Origin of the sequence: Nodosilinea sp. E11 (assembly GCF_032813545.1) — a bacterium.
In the GTDB taxonomy this organism is placed as follows: Bacteria; Cyanobacteriota; Cyanobacteriia; order Phormidesmidales; family Phormidesmidaceae; genus Nodosilinea.
Genome location: NZ_CP136520.1, coordinates 2,157,405 through 2,183,109, shown reverse-complemented (window position 1 = coordinate 2,183,109; position 25,705 = coordinate 2,157,405). Strand labels below are relative to the sequence as shown.

The window sequence follows — 25,705 nt, the reverse complement described above, 5'->3', positions numbered from 1 at the left end:
CTGCAATGCCCCCGATTCAGCGGGGCAAACAACCGTTTGTCCCTACGATTTGGCCTTTTGGGAATCGGGGTTATGTGACTCGGATTTGCTCTAAAAATAACCCTGAAACGGTGCATCGCTGCGCGGATGCACCCTACAATTTTCATCGTTGGGGGTGTCGTCTTGGCGATATGGACGATTGGTATTACTAACCGCGTTGACCATCCCGCAGCGTCGCCTCCAGCCTGGCAATGGTCGATCGCGCCTGATGCAGTTCCTGGTTGAGCAAATGGGTCTGGAGAATGCGCTGTACCCGCTGGCGCAGCACAGCCCAGTGGATTGGTTTGGTCACGTAGTCAACTGCACCGACGGCAAAGGCCCGTTCCACCGAGGGGGTATCTGCCAGAGCGGTGATCATTAGAATGGGTGGACAGCGATCGCCAAAGTTGGCCCCCAGGGTGGCGCAGCAGGTAAAGCCGTCCATTTCCGGCATCATGGCATCCATCAAAATCAGGTCGGGCAGGTGCTGCTGACAAAACCCCAGGCAGGCTTCACCGTTGCTGGCGGTTTCGACCCGGTAGCCTTCGCTGGTCATGGCGTGGGTGAGCAGACGGCGCAGATTGCGTTCGTCATCGACGATCAGAATTGACGGTGGAGTAGGGTTGGCGTCAAGCATGGGAGTAGGGAGCAACAGCCGATCGCAGCGCCACCATTACCGCAGTACAGGTGTGCTCTATGTTAGCTAGAGCCGTCTGATGCTCTGCCGGCGATAGGTGATGATGATAGAGTTCCAAGTCTTGACAGAGACTACCCAAGGCCAGCGCACCCAAATTTAAACTCATGGATCGCAGCGCATGGGCCTGGTGCCGAATTTGGTCAGGGTTTTGTTGGGCGATCGCCTGGCGTAGCTGCTGCAAGCAGTGGGTGGCGTCTTCTTGAAAGTTGTCGATCAACTCAGCCAGCAGCATGTTGGCGTCGGCTCCAGCCATCTCGACAATGCTAGTGATCATCGTCAGGTCAAGGATGGGCGGAGTCGGGGATGCTCCCAGCTGTGGGGTAGAACCGTCGAGTTTTGGAGGTGCCGACCGCTGGCCGATGCGATCGGGATAGTAGGTGCGACCGTAGCGCACCAAACAATCTTTGAGGGCGGCTAGTAAAACAGGTTTGCCCAGAAAATCATTCATGCCACTTTGCAGCGAGAGTCGGCGATGTTCCTGGTTGGCATGGGCCGTCATGGCGACAATCCAGGGGCGTTCTGCGGTTGCCGAGGGCAATTTGCGGATCAGTTCGGTGGTTTCGTAGCCATCCATACCTGGCATTTCCACATCCATTAGCACCAGGTCGTAGGGGTTTTGCTGAATCAGGTCGATAGCGGTAATGCCGTCAACCGCGCAGTCGGGCGCATAACCCAGACATTGCAGCATTTTGGTAGCCACCTTTTGATTCACCAGCAGATCATCGACTACCAAAATGTTGAGCGGCAGATGAGTGGCCAGGATGGCTGGCGGCTGGCTACCGTGATCGGGGTTTGCCTCGTGATGGGATAACGTGGCGGGCAGCAGGTGAGACTCAAGGGTGAAATAGAACGTTGTGCCCGCTCCCGACTGGGTTGTAAACCCAATGGTGCCTCCCATGGCGGTCACCAGTTTTTTGCAGATTGCCAGTCCCAACCCCGTGCCACCGTAGCGCCTGGCTACCGAGGCATCTAACTGGCTAAAGGCGTCAAACAAGCTGTCACAGTTCTCAGGGGGAATGCCAATTCCTGTATCTATGACGGCAAAATGAAGGTGAACCCGGTTATCTAGCGGCGTAACCGGTGGTTGCCGGTGCACTTCAATGGTGACACTGCCTTTTTGGGTAAATTTGACGCCGTTGCTGACCAGATTTAAGAGCACCTGCCGCAGCCGAGTTACATCGCCAACCACCTGTTGAGGCACATCGGGATGAATATGCGATCGCACCACTAACCCCTTCTCTGCCGCCAGGGGCTTCATCAGGTTGGCGATCTCCTGCACACAGCCATGCAGATCAAACACCCGCCGCTCTAGCTCTAGCTTGTTGGCCTCAATTTTAGAAAAGTCGAGAATATCGTTAATTAGCGACAGCAGCATCGATCCGCTGTTGTGGATCGTATCGACAAAGTCTTGCTGCTCATCGTTGAGCTGAGTGGTCCGCAGCAGATCGGTGAAGCCCAGGATGGCGTTGAGAGGGGTACGAATTTCGTGACTCATCGTGGCCAAAAAATTTGATTTCGCCTCATTAGCTGCTTCTGCCTTTTGAATGGCGGCTTCGAGTTGCTGCTGAATCTGCTTGCGTTGGGTAATGTCACGGTACTGCCAAAGGTGCCCCTGGTAGTCGTTATCGATAAAAATAGGAATATAGTCGCGCTCCAAAACTCGCCCGTCCACCAGTTCTACTTCCTGCCCAATGGTGGGCTGGCGATTTTGCAACGTCGTGGTGATGTCGGCGATCACCGCCGATGGATCGCGGAAAAGGGCCACTGCCTGTCTGAGCAGGTTGTCGCAATCTGGCCCCTTCAACGATTCGGCTGACATCGGCAGCTGAAAAATTTCGCAAAAGGTCTCATTAGCCAGCAAAATGCGACGGTTCTCGTCCTCGACTAAAACCCCAGCCTTCAGGTTTTGAATCAGCGTAGTCAGCCGTGATGTTACCGCCCGGAGCTGAAAGTCTGCCTGCTTTTGCTCGGTAATGTCGCGCACCAGCCCCAGACAGCCCAGCACTTTGCCCGAGGGGTCGGTGATGGGGCTGTAGCGGGCTTCAAAATACCCTTTCTGGCCGGTTTTGGGCACGGTAAAGGCGCGATTTTGGGCGACAATTGAATGGCCCGCCATGGCCATGGTCATGAGTTTGTCTTCGCCGGTGTCTTTGAGGAAGGGAAACACCTCCCAGGCCACCTGCCCAATCACCGCTTGTCTTGACAACCCCGAAAGTTTCTCCATCGGTCCATTCCAGACCTGGTAGCGGTAGTTGGTATCTAAGACAATGATGCCGTCTACAGCGCTTTCGATCAGCCGGTCTGAAAATTGACGCAGCTGCATCTGATGAATGGAGTGAAACAGATGCTGGGAAAGCTGACGCAAAAACGACACTTCTAGCGGGCTCCAGCGGCGCGGGCAACTCTGCTGAGCGACCAAAAACCCCCACACCTCCAGATGTTGGGTATTGCCGTGCCAGGAGGAAACCTGTTGCCAATCAAAACTTTGGTAAATGGGAACTAAAATGCTGGCCTCAATGCCCATCGTCCCGAGCAGGCTGCGCTCGCAGGCCGAAAGGTCGGCGGTGGCAACATTATGGATCACTCGGGGCTGCTTTAACGGGGCCTCCCTGAGCCATTGGGAAAGATCAATCAATTGGTTTGACAGGGATGGTAAGGCCCTATTTTCGGCGATCGCAACGGGCTGGGCCTGCTGCTTCGAGTTGAGTCGGTAAATCACCACCCGATCGATTTCTAGCAACCGTTGCACGTCGTCAACCGTATTTTGCAAGATGTCATCCAGGCTGTCGGCTTGATACAGCCGCAGGGCCGCAGTGGATACCAGGTCCAAAAAATTGGATTTTCCAAACAGGCTAGGCATGTTCATAGTGCACCTCCCGGACGAACAGGCATTGTTCAAACCTCTGTACCGTGGCAGCGGCGAAGGTGCGGTTGTGACGTAGACAATCGACCAGCAGCCGCTGCATGCGGTAATAATGTTGCAGTGAAGGGCTGGGGGCTAGCTTTAGCCCCTCGATAGGCCATAGGCGATCGCCTGCGATCGCCTGCTGAAGCGCCTCAAACCAGCCCAGGCCGTAGTGCTCACACCAGGTTGACACATTACAGTCGTCTTCCAGGGCATCTAGCAATTGCGACTGCAACCGTTCTAGGGCAGCGGTAAACTCATCGGTCAGGGCAAAGCGCTGGGTCAGATCTAGCCCAAACAGGAGATCAAAACCGCCTTGCAGCGTTGGGCTCTGGAGCCACTGCCGACTGTGGTGTAGCAGGTGAATGAGGGCCTGATCTAGAGCTAGGCTGGGGGGTAAGTCAACCGCCAAACGGGCATCTAAAGCGGTTGCCAGGTCGAGCCCCTGTTCTAGCCCCAGGCCCAGATAAAACCCACGCAGCGCCGCCGGGCTATAGTCTACCCCTGTCCTTTCTGCCTGGCGTTGAGCCCAGTCTAGCAGGGGCAATAGCTGGGGCTGGACCGCTATATAGCGCTGGCTCTCTTGCCAAAGGGCTTGCCAGAGGGCCTCTGCCTGGGGCACCATTTCCACCGTCAGCACAATCACTTCCTGCCAGCGAGGGTCTGGCAGGTGGCTGGCCAACTCGGCCCAGTCCTCGGGCTGGGGTTTGTTTAGGGCCGCCAGCGCCCAGTAGCGGGCGGCCAGATATTCCTGAAAGCTCAGATGGGCAAAGGCATAGCTGCCCAATTCTCGCTCGCTCAGCATGCCGTAGTGCTCGATCAACACTTGCAGAACCGCCCGGCTATCGGCCCAGAGACGTTCTAGCCCATCGGCTTGGGCACCGCGTCGCACCAGGCTTTTGGCAATCAGACCTAGCAATTCGGCGGTTTCGAGCATCACCCGACCCTGCTCAAAGCTGTGGGCGGCGATCTCACCCAACAGGCCACTGAGGTCGGTACTGGAAAGCTGTTGCAGGGGTTGGTGGCGGTGAATGCCTCGCTGCTGGTCCCACTGACCCAACAGTAGATCGAGCGCCTGCTGATACAGCTTGCTGCGCTGGCCAGGAAACTGCCCGGAGTTCTGGAATACCAGACACATTAAGTGCAGCAGAATTGGGGTTAGCGCCATCTCCCGCAGACGGTCATTTTCGGGGTGATTCAGCGCTTGCAAGCACTGTTGGGCAAAGGTTTTGCCCTGGTTGGGGGCATTGGCAGCGAACCATTTATGCACAAAGGTTTTGATCTGCTGGGGGGCAAACTCTGCCAGCTCCAGGGTGATCAGCCCGTTGAGCTGAGGCATGGGGCCGCCGCTGCGCCCTGACATCAAGACGCGCAGGCCAGGATAGGTGTCGAGCAGCGCCTGAAGCTGTTGGGTCACAATTCGGTGGTGTTCAGCCGGCAACTCATCCCATCCATCTAGAAGGAGCCAGAGTTGCCCTTGCTGCCAGAGCTGATCAATGTGAGGTTGGCAAAGCCCGGCGGCCAGCCAGCGCTGGTTGAGGTAGGCCTGCACGTTTAGCTCGGCGGTAGACACCAGGGCCAGTTGTCGCAGTCGCAGAAAGACCGGCAGGTAGGTCTGCCCCTGGCCCGGCAGCCGGTTCGCCCCGATCTCTAGGGCTAAATGTTGTAGCAGGGTGGTTTTACCGGCCCCCGGTTGCCCCAGAATGAGTACCCGAGAATGAGGCTGCACTGCCGCTGTCGCCAAAGCTTTAGGGGTGTTTTCCGGGCGGCCTAGCCGTTGGTAGGGGCGCACATAGGCGTCGGTATAGAGTTGGGCCAGGGTGAGGGGCTGGTGCAAGTCGAGGGGCAGTTCGAGCAGTTGACACTGGGCATTGGCCAGGGCGATCAGGTGCGATCGCGCTGCTGAGAGGTCGTGGCCACCCTCCTGACCATCTACGGCGGCGGGGGCATCGGCAACCAAGTCATCGCCATCGGGGGCAAACGCTGTGCGATCGACAATCGTTTCCCAATCTAGGTCAAGGGTAAAACAGAGATCGATAAAAATATGCCGCTCAACCGGACGCCCCGAAAAAAACTTCCACACCGACTGCCGGGTTTGCAGACCCACCTCAGCCGCTAGATACTCCTGCGTCCATCCTCGTCTGTCAAAGGCTCGCTTAGCTCTAGTAATGCCATCTTGCGAAGCTTGAAGCGATCGTTTTGCCATGGTCTTTCCCTGATATTTTCAGCTGTCTCAAGCTGATTTCCATCTAAGAAAGTTTTCCAGGTGTAACTCTTAAAAACCGGAAAAAAAGCCAGGAGACGTTAAATTTACGTAGTCTTACGGACAAAAGAAGAGTACTAATTGGCTAGATAGCTATTTTGGCCTAGTTTCTTAGGTGTAAACACCTGATATCTGTGCCCTTGGTTTAATAACTCTTGACTTTTCTACGGTTGCATTTGGCCAGCAACCACAATCCGCAGGTAGTGACTTCTCTCACTCATAGCAAAAGTCTGCTAAAGCGGACTGAAGACACGACTTGGCAGGTTAGCAGCTGGATAGGGCTGCCTTAGACTCTATGAAAAGCCTGAAGACCCTGGCCGCTGTGTGGCTTGGCCCTAAGAAGCCAAGGGTGCTCTGCCGATTTGGCTTAGAGAATCTTCGGCAGCGGTTGCGTCGTAGTTGTGTAAATTTACGGACACGGGAGTCTTTGCGGGGTTAGGGCTTTAAACCCTGACACAGCAACGCTTGGTCTACCGTCGGAGCTAGTATCAATGCCACCTCCGATCGCCGGCCTTCGAAAAACCTTAGTAGAAATACAGACAAGCTAGATGTTAGATGACTCGGGAGTCTGGCAGAGATACGGAGTTCTAATTTAGCCGTATTTACTGATCTGTGTTTCCTGAGTCTTAAGCGATAATTCAGTATATAAAAGCAAGGCTAGTTGCTTAGCCCAATGCCGAGCTTTTTGCCAACTTCAGCCTGCCCCCAGCTGCTCTTCTTAGGCAATTAACATGTCAAAAATCTTAATCATTGAAGATAATGATTCTGCTCGGGAAAACATTAACGAAATCCTTGAGTTAGAAGGATTTGAAACGATTGCTGCTGCCCATGGTCTGCAAGGACTAGAACTGGCTCAGCAGCAGCAGCCCGATCTCATTATCTGCGACGTGATGATGCCTAATTTGGATGGCTACGAGGTGTTAAAAAACTTGAGTAGGAATCAGAGTTTAGCCAGCGTACCCTTCATCTTTCTGACGGCTAAATCTACCCAAGTTGACTTTCGGCAGGGCATGAACCTCGGTGCCAGTGACTATCTAACCAAACCTTTTTCTCCCGCTGAGCTAGTTCAGGCTGTGCGCACTCAGTTGCACAAGCAAGATGTTTTTGCCCGAGTCTATGCCGAAAAGAATAAGCTGGCCCAACTCGACCCCGCTACGCAATTGCCCAATCGGCTCTCGCTTAACTCTAGACTGGCACTGTTAGCCGATCGTACCCAGATCCAGGACGAGACCCTGACCCTGATGGTGGTTGCGGTAGACCAGTTCAGCCTTTTAAGCAGTGCCCTAACCCTAGCTGAAAATGACGATGTCTTCAAACTGGTGGCTGAGCGCTTGCAGTCGATCGCAATCAACTTTAATCACTCCTCAATCTCAGCTTCGGTAGAACTCTTTCGCCTAGAGCACAACCGGTTTGCTCTGTTATTCAAGTCAACCGATAACTCGATTGCGGCTTTAACCAAAGTGGCACGCTACATAACAGATGTCCTGAAGAAACCCTACAAACTGATCAGTCAGACGATCAATATTACAGCCAGTGTTGGCATTGCTTCGACCCAAGTAATTGATGGACATGAGTTCGATGCCTCGTCCCCTGATAATTTGGCTCAAGACGCTATAAATACTCTGAACTATCAGCTGCAAAATGGCAGTCAAAGTCTCGGCTTTTACCGGCGAGAGCTAACGCTCAATGCTGCTGAAAAACTCAATATTGCCAATGCCCTGCACTATGCTATTAGGCATGGCGAGTTGCAGGCCTATTATCAACCCCAGGTTGATCTGGAGACGGGTCAAGTTATTGGTGTAGAGGCGCTGATGCGATGGCACAGTGCTCAATTAGGTGATCTATCACCGACGAAATTTATTCCGGTTGCCGAAGAAATAGGAGTTATTGATGAAATCACTAACTGGATGATCTGGACTGCCTGTAAGCAGGCTAAAGATTGGCAGAAAGTTATGGCCAAGCCTATCAGTGTATCTGTTAACCTCTCGTCGCTACAATTGGGCCATAGAAAGTTGGTTGATACGGTTGCTTTTATCTTAAATCAAACTGGGCTTCAGCCTCAGCTTTTGCATTTAGAGATTACTGAAACCGCAATTATTGAGCACAAAGAAATTGCCATTGATATTTTGCGAAATATCAAAAAAATGGGGGTTAAAATAGCTATTGATGATTTTGGGTCAGGCTACTCTGGGTTAGGCTACTTAAGCACTTTGCCCTGCAACACCATCAAAATTGATCGGCTATTTATTCAGGATATTCATCATCATCTTATCAATCAAAGAATTGTTTCTTCACTGATTGATATGGCCCTTAAGCTCAATTTAGGCGTCATTGCCGAGGGGGCTGAAACCGAAGAAGAACTTGCCTATCTGAGATCTCAAAAATGCCCTACTGTACAGGGTTTTATATTTGCTAAGCCTATGCAGACTGAGGGGATAGTCGCCTTTGTTAAGAACTGTGCTCTACAAGCTTTTGTATAGCGCGTTTGGAGGGCAGGTATAGCTAGACCAAATCCAACGGACATAACCCCGATTTCTGTAAACGGTGCTGTAGGGTGTACTACGGTGATACTCAACGAGCAATCTAGGGCATTGGTTAATACTAATACTAGACCGGTTTCTAAATCTTGCACCGGGGACAAAACGCGCTGGTAAAGTCAGCGATGACCTCCGCCGATGGCCGGTTCACCTGGGCGGCAAAAAAGCCCCGATACAGCTCACAGATAGGGTAGGTCAGGCCTGCTTCGGTGCGAATGAGTCCTAGGTTGTCTAGCTGTAAGGTGTCGATCGCATTTAGGGGTACCCCTGTGCCATCCATCACTCGCCGCCAGGCCGCCAGGGCAGCTGGGTTTTGCCGCAGCTGCACCCACAGCTCTTGCAGATGCGATCGAAAGATACCGTTGACTAGGGCAGATAGGTTGGGCAACTGCTGCCCCTCGGCCAGGGCGTAAAAGCTCAAACTGGCTAGGTAGGGGTGTCCGGCAATCAGCCGATAGAGGTTTTCTAGGGCGGGTCGGTGGCGATCGCTATCGATGATTGGCAGTTCGTAGCAGCGCCCCAGGGCCAAAAACTGATTCAGCGTAAACGAGGGCAGTCGTAGCGAAAGGCCTACCGTCAAGGGCGCTGTCTCCAGGTTTAGCGCCCTATAGTAATCGGTGCTGTAGACCAGCACCAGCCGCAGCCGTTGCCACAGGGTGTCGCCTTTGGAGCGCTCGTACCACAGCTGCAGCATTGAGAGAAAGTCGCGGGCGATCGCTGGGTCAGCAAACCCCTGCTCTAGGGCATTGATGGTCAGCAGCAGGGGGCGATCGCTCTGGGCCAAAATGCTCTGCAAACAGAGGCCCGCATTCACCTTGCTGCCCATTGTTAGATCCCAGTGGTCATTGACCTCGACCTCAGATCCCAGGGTACGCACCATGCGGCGGCAAAACCAGCGTACTAGGGCATCGAGGTTGTTGAAAACAGTGGCGTCGGCCTCCTGCAAATCGATCTGGCAGGGGCGGTAGCCCAGGGCTTCCCCGTAGGCGATCACCCGTTGCAGTAGCGACGTTTTGCCATACCGGCGGGGCGCTTTAATGTAGAGCAGACAGCCCGCGTGGGTAATTTCGGCCAGAGCCGCCTCTTCTACAGGAGGGCGGTTAATGTAAAACCGCGATGTCAGCGGCAATGGCCCCGATGGAAAGTCAACCCTGCCGGGTGGCCAAGTCGTGACTCGACCAGGCTCGGTGTTGGCGTTAGTCCGCACCAAAGCTACCGACGGGCGGGCGGTGAATAACGGCAAAACCTTGGTCGATGCTGGTGCGACAGTGTGGCCTAACAGCATCCGCAGATTTTTTTGAGTGACAGCTGTGCCCAGCTTGTCAGAGAGCTCTGCCCACAACTGAGCCCCCACTTGTTTGAGGTCTTCTTCGCCATAGCCCGATGCTTGAGCCATCTGCCCGTAGCGTTGGCCTTGCCAAGCCCCTCGCACAACCAGCCGCTCTAGCTGAGTTAGCGATCGTTGTAGAGCCCGTTGAACTAACGGCAGGCAGGAAAAATCGGCCATTGTTCGTGTTAAATAGCTACAGAAGATATACCCATCTAAAATCTATCGGTAGATGGATGACATTAGATCGCTGTAGCCATGTTTATCTACAGTCTGCTCCCAAGTGAGTTTCGTCTCTACGGGGGCGCTGGTGGGTCATATACTTAAAAACCGCCGGTTATGCGGCCTCCCGATCGATACTCGCCGCTGCGAGAGCAGCTCTCCCTCTTGGGGTTCATCGGGTTGACAGTGGTAGGATAGCGGCTTATCACCGCTAAAGATGCTTGAAAATGGGCGATAGTTCGCCAATCAACCTTAACTAGGCCGTTTAGCCATTCATGTCGCTATTTGTGAAGGGAGCACCGATGAAGCTGACCGTACCGCACTGCCTAAGACTAGGGATAGCAACTGTGCTAGTTGCAGGAGTTGGGTTAGCCCCGAGCGCCTTGGCCCAGGGGTCTAGGGTCGTCGTTCAAGGGTTAGAAGAAAACCAGGGCCTAATTCGTCAGTGCCGACAGATAAACCAAACTGCCCAAGTATTTGACAATACTAGCTTGGGGCCCGTGACCAATCGCCTGGGCACCCTACCGGCGGGCACTCGGGTCAGCCTGACTGGGGTGGTGGTGCAGGGGCGGGCGCAAATTTTTCTGCCCAGCAACTTTAACGGGCTGTCGTCGTCCCAGCCTGTGGGGTGGGTCAGCGCTGGATTTTTGACCGGCTGTGGCGGTAGCCCACCGCCCACCGCTAGGGCCTGCTTTAGAGCTAACTTACCCCTCTCGGTGAGAACTGCCCCCTCCACCAACGCGGGCATTCTCGCCAACTACACCGTGGGGGACACCGTTTACGCCTCAACTAACCCACCGACTCGGCAAACCCCAGGCAATGGCCACACCTGGCTACAGGTCAGAATTTTCGACGGCAGCGTTGGCTGGGTCACTGAAACTAGCGCTAACGGGCAGATCGAAGATATCACCGCTATCCGCTGCCCGTAGACTAGAGCCCAATCTTAGTCGCCGCTAGAGGGTTCGCGCCGGGTTACCGTGCCGCGATCGATGATGGTGCCATTGCGGGACAAGGTGCAGGTGCTGCCCTGGTTAGGAATAAACAACTCCCACTGACGCTCGCCACGAATGTTGCTGTAGGTGTGACCCTCAGGGTTAGGGGCACGGTTAGCTTCGGTATTGAAGAAGGTGATGCGATCGGCGCGGGAATAGATTCGCATAGTGAGCCCACTGCCTGGGGCTTCAGGGTCTCCAGTTCGATAGATGTTGGTCGCGTAGGCTGTGGGTGATGGTGGGATTGCTGCCCAGTGTGGCGATCGCCCCTGCCCTAGCCCTGCAACCACCCCAACTGCTGGCCCAAGCGCAGCTCTACGGCACCTTAATTCCCAACGATCTCAACGTGAGAGATGGGGCGGGCACCGATCGTCCGGTGCTCTACGTGCTTCACCGCGATACCGTTGTCCGTATCACCGGTCAGTATGGTGATGGAGCCGACAGTTGGTATCGGATTGTCCCGATGACCAGTGGCTATCCCCAGCAGGAAGGCCGGGTTTCTGGGGTTTATTTAATTTAAAGGTGCGCGATTCCCAGCCCTCGGCTTCCTACTACGACACGGGCTACCAATCGGGCCTAGCCGATGCCCAGGCGGGCCGCACCTATGACCCGGTAGGCGGTAGCCGCAATCTCTCCGATGCTGATGCCCGCGCCTTTACCCGAGGCTATGCCGATGGCTACACTGCCGGTCGTCCAGGCAATCCCTCTGGTCTCCAGCGCTACTACGATGATGGCTACCAGCACTGCCTGGAAGATGGCCGTGCTGGTAGCACCTACGATCCGGTAGCCGGTAGCCATGGCCTGCCTTCCAACCTCTCGCGAGAATATACCCGGGGCTATGTCGACGGCTACCAGCAGGGGCGGCCATAGGAATTTAGAGCTGTAAAGGTGTATGGCTGAAAACCCGTACCAGCATTTACTCAGGGAATCCGTACGTTTAAACCATCGGAATTTCAGCAATATGCCTTCAGTGAAGCCGTTCCTCGTCATCAGTTGTTGCGCCTTTGGCCTTGCGGCCTGTAATGCCAATACCGCCTCTGGCGATCGCCCAGATCCCCCCGCCACCGACTTCCCAGCCCCAGCGACGGAGACTGCTCCTGCGATCGGCACCTTCACCTTTGATGACATTGACATCGCCGGGTGTGGCCTATCGCTCTGGGCTCCAGGCAGTGACCCTCGGGCCGACGGGGTCTACCTGTTTAGCGGTATGCAGCCCCCCAGCGGTTCCGCTGAAATCCCCATGCGGATGAAGGTGAATGGCACCCTCGTGCAGTTTCAACGCACAGGCGGAGAAGGCGAAGAATATTACGGCCAGTTCGATCGGCAAACCTTTACCAGCCTTGGAGGCGACCTGACCGCCGAGGTCAATTCAGAAGTCACGTCCAGACCGGAAAACGCAGAAGTGCTGGGTGTCAACGGCACCATCACCGTGATTGGCCCCGATGGGCAGACGACCTCGGTTGAGGCGATCGGCGATGCCGGTTGCTAACCGTCACCCCTTGGATCGCTAGCCTCCCCCAGATCCCAGGGTTCTCAAAGAACCCTGGGATCTAATCCCCACCTCCATGCATCTGACCCCACCCATGACCACCCATCCCCCCGCCCACCCATCCACCCATTCACCCACCCCCTCCCCCTGGCAACCCGTCTGGGAGATTATCCGTTTTGAGCTACAAGAGAGCCTGCGCACCCGTGCTTTGCTGCTGGGTTTTGGCTTTTTCTTCGTGGTCGGTCTGGTGACTATGCACCGCTTGGGCAGCGATCTGCTGTTCTTCCCGACCATCCGAGAGGCAATGGGCCTAAACCCGCGACCGGGGGAACTGGTGCCCTACGCCAATGCGCCGTTGCAAATTATGACGGTGTTTGAGGTGGCAAATTTTCTATTCATTCTGCTAACCGTCGGCATTTTTACCGAACGGGCCACGAAGGATTTCACCAGCAGCATGGATGGGTTGCTGTTCACTAGCCCCCTGAAGGAATGGCAGTTTGGGGCGCAACTCCTTTACCTGCAAAAACAGGGCTTCCGAGCGGGTGACACCACCCTTACCCTCACCGTCGATGAGCGGCCCACCTCCGCTGGCATCGACCCGCTCCATAAGCTGATCGACAAGCTGCCCGACGACAACCGCTTCGCTGTTTCGGAGGCTACTAGCTAACCCGACTGGATTCCTGGGTTCTTCAAGAACCCAGGAATCTGAATTCCCTGCACTTGGTCAACCCCATCCCCATCTGAGTCGAGGGCGGTTGCAACCTTGGGTGATTGGCTCACCGAAGGAAGTACGATCGACGTTTGCAGAGCAAGTGCCTAGTCACGGTCTACCAGCCCAGCAATGCTAGTCAGCTCGGTTGCAAGGGCAGACTCATCGTAGTCAAAGACCACAATGCCCCGTTGAGTCAGAAGATCCATAAACGTCAGGCGATTTAACCCTGCTAGCTCAGCAGCTTTGCCCAAAGAGAGCTGCTTCTCTTGAAAAAATGCGATCGCAGCCAGCAACCGAATCCGCTTTCCTAAATCGGTTGCCCCCATCTTGAGAGCCGCCAGCATATCCTGTGAAACTTCAAGAGTAATTGTTTCTGTACTCATGAGTTTCACCTTCTGCAATCAAACCCGAAATATTTTCATTTTAAAGCGGGTGATGAGACTCGAACTCACGACATTCAGCTTGGGAAGCTGACGTTCTACCACTGAACTACACCCGCAGAGGTGCCGCTGGGCAAGCACGTTGCCAACGGACTCCTATTATACGGCTATTTGCTCAAGGTATATTCCTTCGGCGAAGTTTCTGATGCAGAGGGTGGGGTGGGGCCGCCGTCGTGGCCACGGAAGCGGGCAAACAGCTTAGCGATCGCACCATTCAGCTGCTCAATGTAGGTAAACAGCACCGGCACCACCACCAGGGTCAACAGCGTCGAGGTGGTAAAGCCACCGATCACTGCGATCGCCATTGGGCTTCGCGTCTCGCCCCCGGCTCCCAGCTCCAAGGCAATGGGCACCATGCCCGCCATCGTCGAGATCGAGGTCATCAGAATGGGCCGCAGGCGAGTTACCCCCGCTTCCATCACCGCTGTCTTGCGGGTCTTGCCCTCTTTCAAGGCGATCAGGGCATAATCCACCAGTAGAATCGCGTTTTTGGTCACCAGACCCATCAGCAGCACAATGCCGATCAGGGCAAACAGGCCCAGGGGCTTTTGGGTAATCAGCAGGGCCAGCAGCGCCCCACCCACCGACAGAGGCAGCGCCGCCATCACCGCCACCGGGTAGATAAAGCTGTTGTACAGCAGCACCAGCACCGCAAAAATCATCAGCACCGCCGTGGCCAGGGCCAAAGCAAAGCGGCTAAAGATATCGCGCATGATTTCGGCGTCGCCGGCGGGCTGCTGGGTAACGCTGGCTGGCAGGTTTTGCATGGTGGGCAGTTCGTCTACCAACGCCAGCCCCTGGCCTAGGGTAATGCCCGCCAGGTTGCCGCCTACGGTCACCTGGCGCGAGCGATCAAAGCGGTTGATCTGGGCCGGACCACTGCCAAAGCGCACGTCGGCCACGGCGGCTAGGGGCACCAGACCGCCGTTCTGGCTGGGCACCCGCAGGGTTTGCAGCAGCTCAGGATCGTCGCGAAAGGCGGGGTCGATCTGCACGCGAATGGGAATTTGGCGATCGCCCAGATTAAAGTCGGCCAGGTTAGCGTCGGTGTCGCCCAGGGTAGCTAGCGAGGCAGTGCCTGCGATCGCCTGCACCGTCACCCCCAGATCCGCCGCCCGATCCATATCGGGCACAATCTGCACCTCGGGCCGTACCAGGCTAGCGCTAGAGCTGACATCCACCAAGCCAGGAATGTTGCGCATTTCCCGCGTTAGCGAGTCTGACACCTCCCGTAGGGCGAGGGGGTCGTCGCTCTTGAGCACCACGCTCAGGTCTTTGCTCTCACCCCCGGCTCCCCGACTCTGGAAGCTAATCCGAGCCCCGGGCACTTCGGCAAACAGGGGGCGAATCGCCTGCTCAAACTGGCCCTGGGAGAGGTCGCGATCGCCCCTGGGCAGCAGCCGCGCATAGACCGTGGCCTGGTTGACGCCGTCGTCGCCCCCTTCGGTGGTAAGCACCGACGCTACCGCTGGATTGGCCAGCAGCCCCTCGGTGAGTTGGGTAGTCACCCGGCGAGTGTCGCTCAGGGGGGCACCGGGGGGCAGTTCTACCGAGAGGGTCGAGAGTCCGGCATCGCTGGCATCAAACAGGTTGGTGGGAATGTAGGGCACCAGCCGCAGACTGCCGACAAAAAACACCAGGGCCAGGGCCACGGTCACCCCCCGGTGTCGCAGCGCCCAGCCCAGCAGGCGGCGGTAGGGGCCACGGCGCGGTGCTCTGCCATTGCCGTTAAACTCGCTGTGACTGTTAAACTCGCCGTACTCTCCCGCTGGCTTGCCCTTGAGCAGATAGGCCGCCATCATTGGCGTCACTAGCCGGGCCACAATGGTCGAAAATACCGTCGCCGTCACCACCGTCAAGCCAAAGGGCTGAAAGAACTGCCCCGGAATGCCTCCCATAAAGGCCACCGGCAAAAACACCGCCACAATGGTCGCCGTGGTGGTCACCACCGCCAGGCCCACCTCAGCGGTGGAGTCGAGGGCCGCCTGAAAAGGGCGTTTGCCCATGGCCATGTGGCGCTCCACATTCTCAATTTCGACGATCGCATCGTCGACCAAATTTCCCACCGCCAGAGTCAGAGCCAGCAGGGTCATGCTGTTGAGGGTGTAGTCAAACCAGCCCAGCACCAGAAACGTAGGGATAATCGACAGAGGCAGCGCCGTCGCGGTCACCAGGGTGGCCCGCCAGTCGCGCAAAAACACGCCCACCACCACCACCGCCAGCACGCAGCCCAAGATCAGCGCGTCAATCGAAGCCTGGTACGAGTCGCGAATTTCCGTAGCGCGGGTGAAGATCAGCTCGATAGTCACATCCTCCGGCAGGGTCTCATTCAGCCGCGCTACCGCCGCCTGCACCCCCTCCTCCACCGACACAAGAATGCTGCCGGTGCTGCGGTAGATCTGAAAGGCCACCACCGGCTGGTTGCCCAGATGGGCCGACTGCCGCGCTTCCCGAAAGCCGCTCTCGACCGTGCCCAGGCTAGTTAGGGGCACCGTGGTGCCGTTGGGCAGCGCAATACGGGCCGCCTGAAAGGCTTCGACCGTGGGGGCGCTGCCCAGGGTGCGAAAGCTCTGCTCTTGGCCGCCCAGGGTGGCCCGCCCGCTGGGCAGGTTAATGTTCAAAGCGCGAATTTGGTCGTTCACCTGGGTGGCGGTGATGCCTAGGGCGTCGAGCTGTTCGGGGTCCAGGTCCACGCGAATTTCGGGATCTACGCCACCGACCCGATCCACTCGCGCCACCCCCTCCACGGTGAGCACCTCCTGGCTGATGGTGCGATCGACCAGGTCGCTGAGTTCTTCCACCGATCGCGACGCAGAATTGACTGCGTAGGTCATGACCACGCCGCCGCCAAACTCCAGCCGCCGAATCACCGGCTCCTGAATGCTGCCGGGCAGATCTTGACGAATTCGGGTGACCGCATCGCGCACGTCGTTGGTGGCGCGATCGACATCGGTGCCCAGAATAAAAGAAATCACCGTATTTGAAGAGCCATCTCTTACGGTGGAGCGGATTTCGTCGATGTCGCCCAAACCCGCCACCGCATCCTCGATTTTTCGGGTTACCTGGTTTTCTAATTCCTCTGGTCCCGCCCCGGTCTGGGTGACGGTGACGGTAATCGCCGGAAACTCGATGTTGGGGTTCTCATCAATGCCCAACTGCCCAAAGGCGACTAAGCCCCCCAGGGTGAGCACCAGGAAGAGGACGATCACAGGAATCGGGCGACGAATTGACCAGCCGGAGAGGTTCATGGAGGGAGGGGTAGTTGGGTGGGCGGGGGAGGGGAGGGGTGACGAGTGAAGGGGTGAAGGGGTGAAGGGTGAAGGGTGAAGGGTGAAGGGGGCGGATGGGTGGGAAATTTGGCCTGTCCCCTCTTGGGAGAGGTGCCCGTTCGCGGCGCGTTTCGCAGAAAAGGGCGAGGTGGGTCAGTTGTAGGGTGCATTCGCGAAGCAATGCACCGGAATCATCGTTATCAAGCAATTAGCAGACTTTGCGGCATGGGTAGGCGGGGCATTGGCGGTGCATTGGCGGGCAGGGATGAAGGAGGGGTTAGGGGCCGCCGAATGTACCCTACGGGGTTCATCTACCCTTCACCTCTTCACTCCACCACCGTTACCACATCGCCGTCTTGTAAGAACCCGACGCCGGAGGTAACCACCTGTTCCCCCGATTGCAGCCCCTGGAGGATTTCGACCCGGGCGGCCTGGTCGCCGCTGGCGGCAATCCGGTTGCCTAGATCTACCGTGCGGGCAGTCACCACGTTGCCCTCACCCAGCACAAACACTTGGGTATTGCCGTCGGGCTGGGGTTGCAGCGCCGTCGCCGGAATCGTCAGCCCCTGGCGGGAGCTGGTGGTGATCTCGCCACGCAGAAAAATGCCGGGTCGCAGCAGGTCACTGGGGGGCAGCGACACATTCACCGTCGCCACCCGTGTTGCTGCATCCACGACTGGGTCAATCGACTGCACCGTGCCCTGGAGCTGTAGGCGGCCATCGGCGTTGGAGGTAATGGTGACCGGGGCACCGATCGCCACCCGGTCGAGCTGGGCTTGGGGGACTTCGGCAGCTAGCTTCAGCTGGTTGTTTTGAATCAGCGTGACAATGGGGCTGCCCGTGGCTGAAACATCGCCGACGGTGGCCAGTCGCTCGGCCACGGTGCCCGAGACAGGCGCGCGCACGGTGGTCTGGGTGAGCTGGGTTTGCAGGCGGTCGATGACGGCCTGCTGCGATCGCACCCCCGCTTCGGCACTCTCCACCTCCGCCCGCGACAGACTGATCGACTCCTGGGCGGTGACGGTCTGGGTGCGCAGGCTACCCAGTTCCTGCTGGCTAATTGCACCGCGATCGGCCAGGGTTTGGTTGCGGGCCAGGGTGGCCTGGGCTTCCGTTAAACTGGCCTGAGCCTGGGCCAGCGCCGCCCGCCGCTGAGTCACCTGGGCCTGGGAAACCGACAGCTGAGCCTGGGCCTGGCGCAGGTCGGCCTGGAGGGTGGCGTCGTCTAGGGTGGCGATCGCCTGGCCGGCACTCACCGCATCGCCCTCGCGCACCAAAATCTGGCGAATCTGTAAGCCGCTGGCCTGAGGGGCGATCGTCAGCAAATCCGTTGCCTGCACGCTGCCGTTAATGGCCAGGGTATCGGCCACGGTCGCTGGGGTGACAGCGGCCACCGTTACCGTCTGGGTCGCTACGGCGGGAGGCGCTTCGGTTGTGTCGGATGGGGCAGTCTCTCGCCCACCCAAAAGCTGGGTGCCTACCAGGGTGAGCAGCACCCCAGCCCCTAGGCCCAGCAGCACCCCCGACCAGCGGCGGCGAGGCTCACGCCCAGCGGTAGCCTCGCTATAGTGGATCGTATCTTGATTAACGGTTGGAACAGCCGCTGGTGGTAAGGGGTCAGAGGACTCGATATTTTGCACAGGCACACCCTTTCAGCTAACGGCCAGATAAGTTACGAAATATTTATTTTCTCATTATGACTTAAAGCCCCTCGTCCTTGGGATCGCTTGTTTTACCCAGAAAATTGGCCCTTTCCCCAGGTTGAGCGACAAAGTTCATGATTTTTGCTGACTTGAATCACACCCTCGATCGGGGAAGGTTTGGTCTAATAGCAAGATATCTACCCGCGTGAGCCTCAATCACCCATCGTCACTGCTACCCTCACGCCAGCGGCACGACTTCAAGCGGCTCGAACTCAAAAAGGCAGGTCTTGGGAATGTTTAACGCTACCGAAATCCTCATCAGTGACTTTGTAGAGAAGCTCCGGATTGGCTACCACCGCACCTACGGCGGTCAAAACCCTGACTACGAAGACATCATTGCCTGGGCGGGCAGCATGGCGCTAGAGAATATCGCCAACAGCGACGCCCTTTACCACAACGTCGAGCACACCGTGCTGGTGGCCCTGGTGGGCCAAGAGATTCTGCGGGGCAAGCACATTCGGGAGGGGGGCGTCACCTGCAAAGACTGGATGCACTTCATCATTTCCCTGGTGTGCCACGACATTGGTTATGTCAAAGGAGTGTGCCGCAACGACCAAGACCGCAACCACCTCTACTCCACTGGCCAGGGCGACGAAATGGTCATGCTCCAGCCTGGGGCCTCCGACGCTTCCCTCACCCCTTACCACGTCGACCGGGGCAAGCGCTTCATCGAAGAGCGGTTTGGCATCAACCCGGTGATCGATGCCAAGGTGATTAAGCACAACATCGAACTGACCCGCTTTCCGGTGCCCAAAGAAGAAGACCACCAGGATACTCAAAACTTCCCTGGGCTGGTGCGAGCGGCAGACTTAATTGGCCAACTTAGCGATCCCCGCTACCTAAAAAAGATTGCTGCCCTGTTTTACGAGTTTGAAGAGACCGGCCAAAACCAGCACCTGGGCTATCAGCACCCCGGCGATCTGCGGGCCAACTACCCCACCTTCTACTGGAAAGTTGTGCATCCCTACATCCAAGACGGGCTGCGTTATCTGTCGCTCACTCAAGAAGGGAAGCAAATTATTGCTAACCTCTATTCAAACGTGTTTATGGTGGAGAACGAGCAAACCGTAATCCACACCTAACCCCCTTCTGCAATCGGCCTATGACCTGGTGGCGCAAGCTTACAACCAATCGCCTAGCTCAGCTGGGCGCAATTCTGCTGATCGTGCTCTACGGCGTAGCGCTGGGGGCCGACTTTTTTGCCCCCTACAGCCCCTACGAGTCCCAGCTCAATGGGTCGCTGTTGCCCCCTACTCAGGTCTACTGGCGCGACGCCGAGACCGGGCGGTTCTTTCCCCATGTCTACCCCACCACCCAGGGGCCGGTGGATATCGAGACCGGGGAGCGGGAGATTGTGGTCGATCGCACCCAACCCTCGGCCCTGCGGATCTTGCACCGCAATGACCAGGGGCGACTCACCCTGTTTGACACCGCTGGCCCCGCCCGGATTAACTTGCTAGGCACCGATGAGCAGGCCCGCGACCAGTTTAGCCGCCTGATCCACGGCAGTCGGGTCAGCCTCAGCGTCGGGCTGATTGGCATTGCCATTTCGTTTCCGCTGGGTATGCTGGTGGGGGGCATGGCGGGCTACTTTGGCGGCGCGGTCGATGGCGTGCTGATGCGCTTTGTCGAAGTGCTGATGACGATTCCGAGTATTTATCTACTGGTGGCTCTGGCGGCAGTGCTGCCGGCGGGCATCTCTAGCACCCAGCGGTTTTTGCTAATCGTGCTGATTACGTCGCTGGTGGGCTGGGCCGGGCTGGCGCGGGTAATTCGGGGCCAGGTGCTGTCGATCAAAGAGCGAGAATTTGTCCAGGCTAGCCAGGTGATGGGGGGGCGATCGCTCTACATCATCACCCGCCACATTTTGCCCCAGACGGCCAGCTACGGTATTATTGCCGCCACCCTGGCCATTCCTGGCTTTATTTTGGCTGAGGCGGTGCTGAGCTTTATTGGCCTGGGCATTCAGCAGCCCGATGCCTCCTGGGGCAACATGCTCACCCTGGCCACCAATGCCTCGATTTTGGTACTGCAACCCTGGCTGGTGTGGCCCCCGGCAATTCTGATTGTGGTGACTACCCTGGCCTTTAACCTGCTGGGCGATGGCCTGCGCGATGCCCTCGACCCGCGCACGCTCAAGCAGTAATCAGCCAGGCGCTGAGCGGCAATGGGCTCCTTTAGGCGTCTTCTGGGAAACTTTTTCCCCAATGGTGGGCTGCCCACCCTTGTATCTTTAGAGGTGTGTGGCAGACCGTCCCACCCTAGGTTGTCCAAAACCGAACGTAGCATGGGTCGCTGCACACCTCTGAAGTTAACTCGCAAAATCGCCAGGAGCTTAGACTCCGTATCGAGCAAGGACGAGTGATGTCAGATTAACCTCCTACACGGGTGGATACAACCATGACTGAACTATCACAAGCGCATCAATGGGTTGGCATTGACGTATCCAAGCGCACCTTAGATGTGTACGTCCGTCCACTTGGATTAAGCGTTCAGGTGGCCAACAGTGACTCTGGTTTAAGAGAGTTGCTACAGGCGTTAACGGCGTTTCGTCGCGAGACGAGTCTGATTGTGCTGGAAGCGACCGGGGGCTATCAAGCCCTGGCGGCGCGAACGTTGATGGCGGAGGGCTGGCCCGCCGTTGTGGTGAATCCACGTCAAGTGCGTGATTTTGCCCGGGCCACGGGGCGCATGGCTAAAACAGACAAAATTGATGCCGAGGTGTTGGCTCACTTTGCCGATGCCATCCGTCCAGAGGTACGGGCGATGGCGAGTGAGGCCAGTCAACACCTTCAAGACCTCGTCACGCGACGGCAGCAACTCGTCGAGATGATGAGTGCCGAAAAAGCCCGGCAACGCTCAGCACGAGCCAGGACGGGTCAGAGCATTGAGCAGCATATTGACTGGCTCAAGCAACAGATCCAAGACCTCGATACCCAGATTGAGCAGCTCATCGCCCAGAGCGATCAGTGGCAGCGCACCCGCGAGATCCTCACCAGTGTGCCGGGTATTGGGGCTGTGACGACGGGGCTCCTCTTGGCCTCACTCCCCGAGTTAGGACAGATCTCAGCGAAGCGCCTAGCCAGCTTGTGTGGCCTCGCCCCGTTCAACCGCGATAGCGGCCAGATGCGGGGTAAGCGGATGATTAGCGGCGGTCGAGCCACCGTGCGCACAGGCCTCTACATGGCCGCGTTAGTCGCCACTCGCCATAATCCGGTCATTCGCGATTACTACCAGCGCCTGCTGCAGCGGGGAAAACTCAAAAAGGTTGCCCTGGTGGCCTGCATGCACAAACTGGTGATTATTCTCAATGCCATGGTAGAACATGACACCCTCTGGCAGGCTCCGGCTTGCTCCCTGCCCGCCGCCACATAAGGAACAGCAAGACTCTGTCTGATGCAGGCAGGGCTCCTGGCTTGATTTCCGCTGCCATCCCGCCGAGGCTAATCGCATAGCAGGATGAGCTTGACAAAGAAGATAATCGCTACGGTGACCTAGTTTCTAGCCTAGAGAACCGGCTCTCTCGTTAGAGCTATATCTGGCGCTACATGCTGAACCTCTACCTAACGGTTATGCTGCGACCGTTGTGGTTTGAGCGCGAGGGAGGAGGCAAGGGCTATGGGGCTAATCGAGCTACTGGTGCTGTTGGTTGTCGCCGCCATCTGTGGCGGTATTGGTCAATCGTTGGCAGGCTATACGGCGGGGGGATGCCTGACCTCAATTGTGGTGGGCTTTATCGGGTCTTATCTGGGGCTACTCATGGCCCGCAATCTGGGGCTGCCGGAGCTGTTTGCCTTGCAAATTGGCGGCCAGTCGTTTCCAATTATTTGGTCGATTATTGGGGCTACGGTGTTTACCCTGATCTTGGCGCTGCTGAACCGGCTCTTGGTCGGTCGACGTACTCGACTGTAGCGGTTTAGGCAAGATGTAGAGGTTTTGTTTGCGTGGGCCAGCCGGTCCTTTGGGGGTAGCGATCGCTGCAAAAAGGGCGATCGCCGATTGGCTATCTTGACGTTGAGAGCGGGGCAGACTGTTGCTCTACCGCCGGGGCTCTGACCACAGAGGCGGGTTTTGGCTCAGTCTTTCGACCCAAAAGGCCACATTTCTTACGGTAGGATGTGAAGCAAGCACCTGATCACCCCTGCGCTGCTGCTATCGCCTAACGTGCCAATCTGTCCCTATGAAAGATTTTTTTGATAACGTTTCCCGCTACCCTCGCTACTTTATTTCCTTTACCCTGGGCGTGTTCTTAAACGCCGCGCAGCCCTTGGTGCCGTTGCTTCAGCGGCCTGCTACGGCGATCGCGCTAATTGGCGCTGTGGTAGCCGGGTTCTTGTTTCTGACCTTTACGCTGCGCGCCATGCTAGGTCTGGGCTAGAGGGTTGAGAAAATTACATTCAGGAGTACAGACCTAATGCCCAACAATCGTCGCGTAGAGCGGGTGGCTTCGCTGATCAAGCGAGAAATCAGCCAGATGGTGATGCTAGACATCAAAGACGACCGGGTAGGAGCCGGTATGGTGAGCGTCACCGATGTCGATGTGTCTGGTGATTTGCAGCACGCTAAGGTCTTTGTCAGCATCTATGGCACCGACGAAGCCAAGGCGGAGACCATGGAGGGCCTAAATGCGGCTACCGGCTTTGTCCGTAGTGAGCTGGGCCAGCGGCTGCGGCTGCGGCGCACCCCCGAGATCATTTTTAAGCAAGACCTGGGGATGGAGCGGGGCACCAAGGTGCTCTCCTTGATTAATCAGCTCAGCCAGGAGCGAGCCGAAAAGGGCTTGACCGACGAGTTGTTTGAAGCTGATTCTGAGATCGCCATGGGTAGCAGTGACGCTACTGAACTCACTGCCCTAGATGCCATGCCCACCGCTGAGGACGAAGAGGAGTGAATTGGGCGATCGCCACTACCCGCCTGCCCGCCCCCGATCGCCTATCGATGGCCGAGCAGGTTGCTCAGATGGTGGTGGTGCGGGCCTCAGGCCATTTGTTTGATCACGAAATTCGCTACCCTGCCTGGGAGGCCGACAGCGCCACCCTAACCCGCTATGTAGAAGAACTGGGCGTGGGCGGGGTGATTTTGCTCGGCGGCAGCGCTGCCGAAGTGGGATTTAAAACCCAGACGCTTCAGGGCCAGGCCACTGTGCCGCTGCTCATTGCGGCAGATATTGAGGAAGGAGTTGGTCAGCGGTTTAGCGGTGCGACCTGGTTTCCGCCACCGATGGCCCTGTCGACGGTAGCCGAGCGCGATCTGGCCACCGCCCTGGCCTACGCCGAAGCCTTTGGGGCGGCCACCGCCACCGAGGCCCTGGCCCTAGGCATTAACTGGGTGCTGGCTCCGGTAGTTGACATCAACAACAACCCCAAAAATCCAGTCATTAATGTGCGGGCTTTTGGGGATGATCTGGCCAGTGTGAGTGCTCTCACCCAGGCTTTTCTACGCGGAGCCCAAACCCAGCCGGTGCTGACTGCGGCCAAACACTTTCCGGGCCACGGCGACACCGCCATCGATTCGCACCTCGAGTTGCCGGTGCTGGCCCACGGGCTAGATCGCTTAGCAACTCTGGAGCTAGAGCCCTTTCGGCGGGCGATCGCCGCCGGGGTCGATGCGATAATGACGGCCCACCTGAGCATTCCGGCCCTAGACGATCGCTATCCGGCTACGCTGTCGGCCCCCACGTTAAGCGGGCTACTGCGTCAGCAGTTGGGCTTTGACGGGCTAATTGTTACCGACGCTCTGGTTATGGGGGCGATTACCCGCACCTACGGCCCCTACGAAGCGGCGGTGCTCGCGGTAGAGGCCGGGGCCGATGTACTGCTGATGCCCGGTGATCCTGAGGGGGCGATCGCGGCGGTAGTAGAGGCGGTGAACCGGGGCCGCATTGCCCCAGAGCGCATTTTGGCCAGCGTAGAACGCCTCTGGCGCGCCAAGCAAAAGGCGGCACCAGCGCTGATTGCCGACGGTGCCGGCCACGCCTGGGAACACCTGCCGCCGCCCCCGATCCAGCTTCAAGCCCTGGCCCAGCCCGCTACTCGACAGCTAGCGGCTGACCTGCTAACGGCCTCAATGACGGTGCAGGGGCAGGTAGAGCCTTGTACGGCTGCCGCCCCCGGCGACAACCTGGTGATGGTCGATGACGCAGTAGGCTGCCGCTTTTTAGACCGCACCGCCGCTGCGATCGCCTGGCCCCAAAGCCATCATTTTCGGCTCAAGCTCCTCGATACCCAGGGCTGTCAGCAGTGGCCTCAGAACGAGTTGCGGCCCAGTCTGGTGCAGGTGTTTGTGCGGGGTAACCCCTTTCGGGGATCGGCCAACCTGCTACAGCTAGCCACTACCTGGATCGATGCTTTGCGGGCGGCTGGCCTGCTACGGGGCGTCGTCATTTACGGCAGTCCCTATGTTTTCGCCGACTGGGGCTCCCGCTTAGAGGGCATTCCCCACGGGTTTACCTACGGGCAAATGCCCCTGGCTCAAGGCCTAATCTTGCCTGCCCTGCTGCCGACTGCAACTGCCGCTGTGGACAGTCGCGAATTTACCGACTAACTGTAAAGGCTAACGTAACGGTTTTTGCAGCCTTCCTATACTTTTATTGCGGCGAATTGAGAAAAATTGGTTAGTTGTCGGATGCTTAAAGGTGTCGACTACGACCCAACGCCATGTTCTCTGAACTGTCTTTGACCCCCCGGTATCGCCTCGACGACGACTCTCCCTGGCTAAAGGGCATTGATCCCCTGCGCCGCTACTGGATTTACGTCAATGGTGATCAGCGATCGCTGCGGGTGTTGTCGGGTCTATCAGCCCAGAGTGCAGAGGCATTTAAGCAGGCCATTCGAAATTTTAGAAATTTAACCATTGGCCAAGAGCTGACCCTGCCCGCCGGGCTGAGCGATCGCCTTGTGATTCACTGTGTGGCTCTCAACTGCTATGCGATCGCCGATCACTCTACGGGCCATGAGGTGTGGCACCTGTTCGACGCCGAATCTCTAGAGTCGCTGCTGCTGACCGCTCACCCCGACTGGCAATCTGCCCCCGAGCATTTGAACCTGGGGCGATCGCTAATCACGGCTGCCTGGGGTCAGACAGCCGTGCCCAAGGCCGCTTAGGGCGGCTGTGATGATTAGCCTATTGAGC

22 protein-coding genes and 1 tRNA gene are annotated in these 25,705 nt (G+C 57.3%); 14 read left to right on the top strand and 9 right to left on the bottom strand.

The genetic code is table 11. From position 1 onward, the window contains the following. Nucleotides 1-187: 187 nt before the first annotated feature. From RRF56_RS11975 to RRF56_RS11965, 3 genes are read right to left on the bottom strand one after another with little or no spacing between them, the layout of a single operon-like run. Nucleotides 188-655: a PleD family two-component system response regulator gene (locus RRF56_RS11975; RefSeq protein WP_317037872.1), complete on the bottom strand. Its 468-nt coding sequence runs from the start codon at nucleotides 653-655 to the stop codon at nucleotides 188-190. Next, complete coding sequence (locus tag RRF56_RS11970; protein WP_317037871.1) at nucleotides 648-3,581, bottom strand: ATP-binding protein; 2,934 nt, start codon at nucleotides 3,579-3,581, stop codon at nucleotides 648-650. The genes RRF56_RS11975 and RRF56_RS11970 overlap by 8 nt, the downstream gene beginning before the upstream one ends. After that, a complete protein-coding gene (locus tag RRF56_RS11965) occupies nucleotides 3,568-5,826 on the bottom strand; it encodes an NACHT domain-containing protein (protein ID WP_317037870.1) in 2,259 nt (752 codons plus the stop codon). Before RRF56_RS11965 ends, RRF56_RS11970 begins: the two co-directional genes overlap by 14 nt. Before the next feature lie 788 nt (nucleotides 5,827-6,614). Between RRF56_RS11965 and RRF56_RS11960 the strand changes: the two genes are divergently transcribed. After that, nucleotides 6,615-8,363, top strand: a complete 1,749-nt coding sequence (locus RRF56_RS11960) for an EAL domain-containing protein (RefSeq protein WP_317037869.1) — start codon at nucleotides 6,615-6,617, stop codon at nucleotides 8,361-8,363. Between the two features lie 139 nt (nucleotides 8,364-8,502). Here RRF56_RS11960 and RRF56_RS11955 read toward each other — a convergent pair whose 3' ends face one another. Continuing rightward, a complete protein-coding gene (locus RRF56_RS11955; protein ID WP_317037868.1) occupies nucleotides 8,503-9,927 on the bottom strand; it encodes an AAA-like domain-containing protein in 1,425 nt (474 codons plus the stop codon). A 389-nt stretch (nucleotides 9,928-10,316) separates the two neighbouring features. Here RRF56_RS11955 and RRF56_RS11950 point away from each other — a divergent pair, with 389 nt between their 5' ends. Next, nucleotides 10,317-10,898, top strand: coding sequence for an SH3 domain-containing protein (locus tag RRF56_RS11950; protein WP_317037867.1), 582 nt, complete (start codon nucleotides 10,317-10,319; stop codon nucleotides 10,896-10,898). 14 nt (nucleotides 10,899-10,912) lie between these two features. Here RRF56_RS11950 and RRF56_RS11945 read toward each other — a convergent pair whose 3' ends face one another. Beyond that, a complete protein-coding gene (locus RRF56_RS11945; protein WP_317037866.1) occupies nucleotides 10,913-11,128 on the bottom strand; it encodes a hypothetical protein in 216 nt (71 codons plus the stop codon). 68 nt (nucleotides 11,129-11,196) lie between these two features. On the opposite strand from RRF56_RS11945, the gene RRF56_RS11940 reads away from it, so the two are divergent. The 4 genes from RRF56_RS11940 to RRF56_RS11925 all read left to right on the top strand — a co-directional run bounded on the left by RRF56_RS11940 (nucleotide 11,197) and on the right by RRF56_RS11925 (nucleotide 13,117). Continuing rightward, on the top strand, nucleotides 11,197-11,481 hold the full coding sequence (locus tag RRF56_RS11940) for an SH3 domain-containing protein (RefSeq protein WP_317037865.1): 285 nt from the start codon (nucleotides 11,197-11,199) through the stop codon (nucleotides 11,479-11,481). A gap of 2 nt (nucleotides 11,482-11,483) precedes the next feature. After that, nucleotides 11,484-11,831, top strand: a complete 348-nt coding sequence (locus tag RRF56_RS11935; RefSeq protein ID WP_317037864.1) for a hypothetical protein — start codon at nucleotides 11,484-11,486, stop codon at nucleotides 11,829-11,831. Between the two features lie 91 nt (nucleotides 11,832-11,922). Then, nucleotides 11,923-12,450 (top strand): hypothetical protein, encoded by a 528-nt coding sequence (locus RRF56_RS11930; RefSeq protein ID WP_317037863.1) that lies wholly within the window; start codon nucleotides 11,923-11,925, stop codon nucleotides 12,448-12,450. 76 nt (nucleotides 12,451-12,526) lie between these two features. Further along, on the top strand, nucleotides 12,527-13,117 hold the full coding sequence (locus RRF56_RS11925; protein ID WP_317037862.1) for a hypothetical protein: 591 nt from the start codon (nucleotides 12,527-12,529) through the stop codon (nucleotides 13,115-13,117). Between the two features lie 149 nt (nucleotides 13,118-13,266). Here the strand turns inward: RRF56_RS11925 and RRF56_RS11920 are convergent, their stop codons facing one another. The 4 genes from RRF56_RS11920 to RRF56_RS11905 all read right to left on the bottom strand — a co-directional run bounded on the left by RRF56_RS11920 (nucleotide 13,267) and on the right by RRF56_RS11905 (nucleotide 18,511). Beyond that, a complete protein-coding gene (locus RRF56_RS11920) occupies nucleotides 13,267-13,545 on the bottom strand; it encodes a UPF0175 family protein (RefSeq protein WP_317037861.1) in 279 nt (92 codons plus the stop codon). 44 nt (nucleotides 13,546-13,589) lie between these two features. Next, nucleotides 13,590-13,661: transfer RNA gene (locus RRF56_RS11915), tRNA-Gly, on the bottom strand. A gap of 48 nt (nucleotides 13,662-13,709) precedes the next feature. Beyond that, on the bottom strand, nucleotides 13,710-16,850 hold the full coding sequence (locus RRF56_RS11910) for an efflux RND transporter permease subunit (RefSeq protein WP_317037860.1): 3,141 nt from the start codon (nucleotides 16,848-16,850) through the stop codon (nucleotides 13,710-13,712). 347 nt (nucleotides 16,851-17,197) lie between these two features. Further along, nucleotides 17,198-18,511 carry an efflux RND transporter periplasmic adaptor subunit gene (locus tag RRF56_RS11905; RefSeq protein ID WP_317037859.1) on the bottom strand — a complete coding sequence of 438 codons (1,314 nt, stop codon included), beginning with the start codon at nucleotides 18,509-18,511 and terminating at the stop codon, nucleotides 17,198-17,200. Between the two features lie 296 nt (nucleotides 18,512-18,807). Here RRF56_RS11905 and RRF56_RS11900 point away from each other — a divergent pair, with 296 nt between their 5' ends. The 8 genes from RRF56_RS11900 (at nucleotide 18,808) to RRF56_RS11865 (ending at nucleotide 25,677) form a co-directional block, all read left to right on the top strand. Beyond that, the gene (locus RRF56_RS11900; RefSeq protein ID WP_317037858.1) at nucleotides 18,808-19,656 is read left to right on the top strand and encodes an Npun_R2479 family HD domain-containing metalloprotein; all 849 of its coding nucleotides are present in this window, start codon (nucleotides 18,808-18,810) and stop codon (nucleotides 19,654-19,656) included. Nucleotides 19,657-19,676: 20 nt separating this feature from the next. Next, the gene (locus RRF56_RS11895; RefSeq protein ID WP_317037857.1) at nucleotides 19,677-20,720 is read left to right on the top strand and encodes an ABC transporter permease; all 1,044 of its coding nucleotides are present in this window, start codon (nucleotides 19,677-19,679) and stop codon (nucleotides 20,718-20,720) included. 254 nt (nucleotides 20,721-20,974) lie between these two features. After that, complete coding sequence (locus tag RRF56_RS11890) at nucleotides 20,975-21,949, top strand: IS110 family transposase (RefSeq protein ID WP_317033747.1); 975 nt, start codon at nucleotides 20,975-20,977, stop codon at nucleotides 21,947-21,949. A gap of 243 nt (nucleotides 21,950-22,192) precedes the next feature. After that, a complete protein-coding gene (locus RRF56_RS11885) occupies nucleotides 22,193-22,486 on the top strand; it encodes a hypothetical protein (protein WP_317037856.1) in 294 nt (97 codons plus the stop codon). 268 nt (nucleotides 22,487-22,754) lie between these two features. Further along, on the top strand, nucleotides 22,755-22,952 hold the full coding sequence (locus RRF56_RS11880; RefSeq protein WP_317037855.1) for a DUF751 family protein: 198 nt from the start codon (nucleotides 22,755-22,757) through the stop codon (nucleotides 22,950-22,952). 36 nt (nucleotides 22,953-22,988) lie between these two features. Next, nucleotides 22,989-23,465 carry a 30S ribosome-binding factor RbfA gene (gene rbfA, locus RRF56_RS11875; protein WP_317037854.1) on the top strand — a complete coding sequence of 159 codons (477 nt, stop codon included), beginning with the start codon at nucleotides 22,989-22,991 and terminating at the stop codon, nucleotides 23,463-23,465. A gap of 47 nt (nucleotides 23,466-23,512) precedes the next feature. Continuing rightward, nucleotides 23,513-25,117: a glycoside hydrolase family 3 N-terminal domain-containing protein gene (locus RRF56_RS11870; protein ID WP_410510598.1), complete on the top strand. Its 1,605-nt coding sequence runs from the start codon at nucleotides 23,513-23,515 to the stop codon at nucleotides 25,115-25,117. Nucleotides 25,118-25,230: 113 nt separating this feature from the next. Next, on the top strand, nucleotides 25,231-25,677 hold the full coding sequence (locus tag RRF56_RS11865; protein ID WP_317037852.1) for a hypothetical protein: 447 nt from the start codon (nucleotides 25,231-25,233) through the stop codon (nucleotides 25,675-25,677). Nucleotides 25,678-25,705: the final 28 nt, after the last annotated feature.

Coding starts and splice junctions, on each gene's coding strand:
- RRF56_RS11975 (WP_317037872.1), bottom strand. CDS start 655: ATGCTTGACGCCAACCCTACTCCACCGTCAATTCTGATCGTCGATGAC.
- RRF56_RS11910 (WP_317037860.1), bottom strand. CDS start 16,850: ATGAACCTCTCCGGCTGGTCAATTCGTCGCCCGATTCCTGTGATCGTC.
- RRF56_RS11940 (WP_317037865.1), top strand. CDS start 11,197: ATGGTGGGATTGCTGCCCAGTGTGGCGATCGCCCCTGCCCTAGCCCTG.
- RRF56_RS11960 (WP_317037869.1), top strand. CDS start 6,615: ATGTCAAAAATCTTAATCATTGAAGATAATGATTCTGCTCGGGAAAAC.
- RRF56_RS11890 (WP_317033747.1), top strand. CDS start 20,975: ATGACTGAACTATCACAAGCGCATCAATGGGTTGGCATTGACGTATCC.
- RRF56_RS11965 (WP_317037870.1), bottom strand. CDS start 5,826: ATGGCAAAACGATCGCTTCAAGCTTCGCAAGATGGCATTACTAGAGCT.
- RRF56_RS11900 (WP_317037858.1), top strand. CDS start 18,808: ATGTTTAACGCTACCGAAATCCTCATCAGTGACTTTGTAGAGAAGCTC.
- RRF56_RS11920 (WP_317037861.1), bottom strand. CDS start 13,545: ATGAGTACAGAAACAATTACTCTTGAAGTTTCACAGGATATGCTGGCG.
- rbfA (WP_317037854.1), top strand. CDS start 22,989: ATGCCCAACAATCGTCGCGTAGAGCGGGTGGCTTCGCTGATCAAGCGA.
- RRF56_RS11895 (WP_317037857.1), top strand. CDS start 19,677: ATGACCTGGTGGCGCAAGCTTACAACCAATCGCCTAGCTCAGCTGGGC.
- RRF56_RS11885 (WP_317037856.1), top strand. CDS start 22,193: ATGGGGCTAATCGAGCTACTGGTGCTGTTGGTTGTCGCCGCCATCTGT.
- RRF56_RS11865 (WP_317037852.1), top strand. CDS start 25,231: ATGTTCTCTGAACTGTCTTTGACCCCCCGGTATCGCCTCGACGACGAC.
- RRF56_RS11955 (WP_317037868.1), bottom strand. CDS start 9,927: ATGGCCGATTTTTCCTGCCTGCCGTTAGTTCAACGGGCTCTACAACGA.
- RRF56_RS11880 (WP_317037855.1), top strand. CDS start 22,755: ATGAAAGATTTTTTTGATAACGTTTCCCGCTACCCTCGCTACTTTATT.
- RRF56_RS11945 (WP_317037866.1), bottom strand. CDS start 11,128: ATGCGAATCTATTCCCGCGCCGATCGCATCACCTTCTTCAATACCGAA.
- RRF56_RS11925 (WP_317037862.1), top strand. CDS start 12,527: ATGCATCTGACCCCACCCATGACCACCCATCCCCCCGCCCACCCATCC.
- RRF56_RS11870 (WP_410510598.1), top strand. CDS start 23,513: ATGGCCGAGCAGGTTGCTCAGATGGTGGTGGTGCGGGCCTCAGGCCAT.
- RRF56_RS11970 (WP_317037871.1), bottom strand. CDS start 3,581: ATGAACATGCCTAGCCTGTTTGGAAAATCCAATTTTTTGGACCTGGTA.
- RRF56_RS11930 (WP_317037863.1), top strand. CDS start 11,923: ATGCCTTCAGTGAAGCCGTTCCTCGTCATCAGTTGTTGCGCCTTTGGC.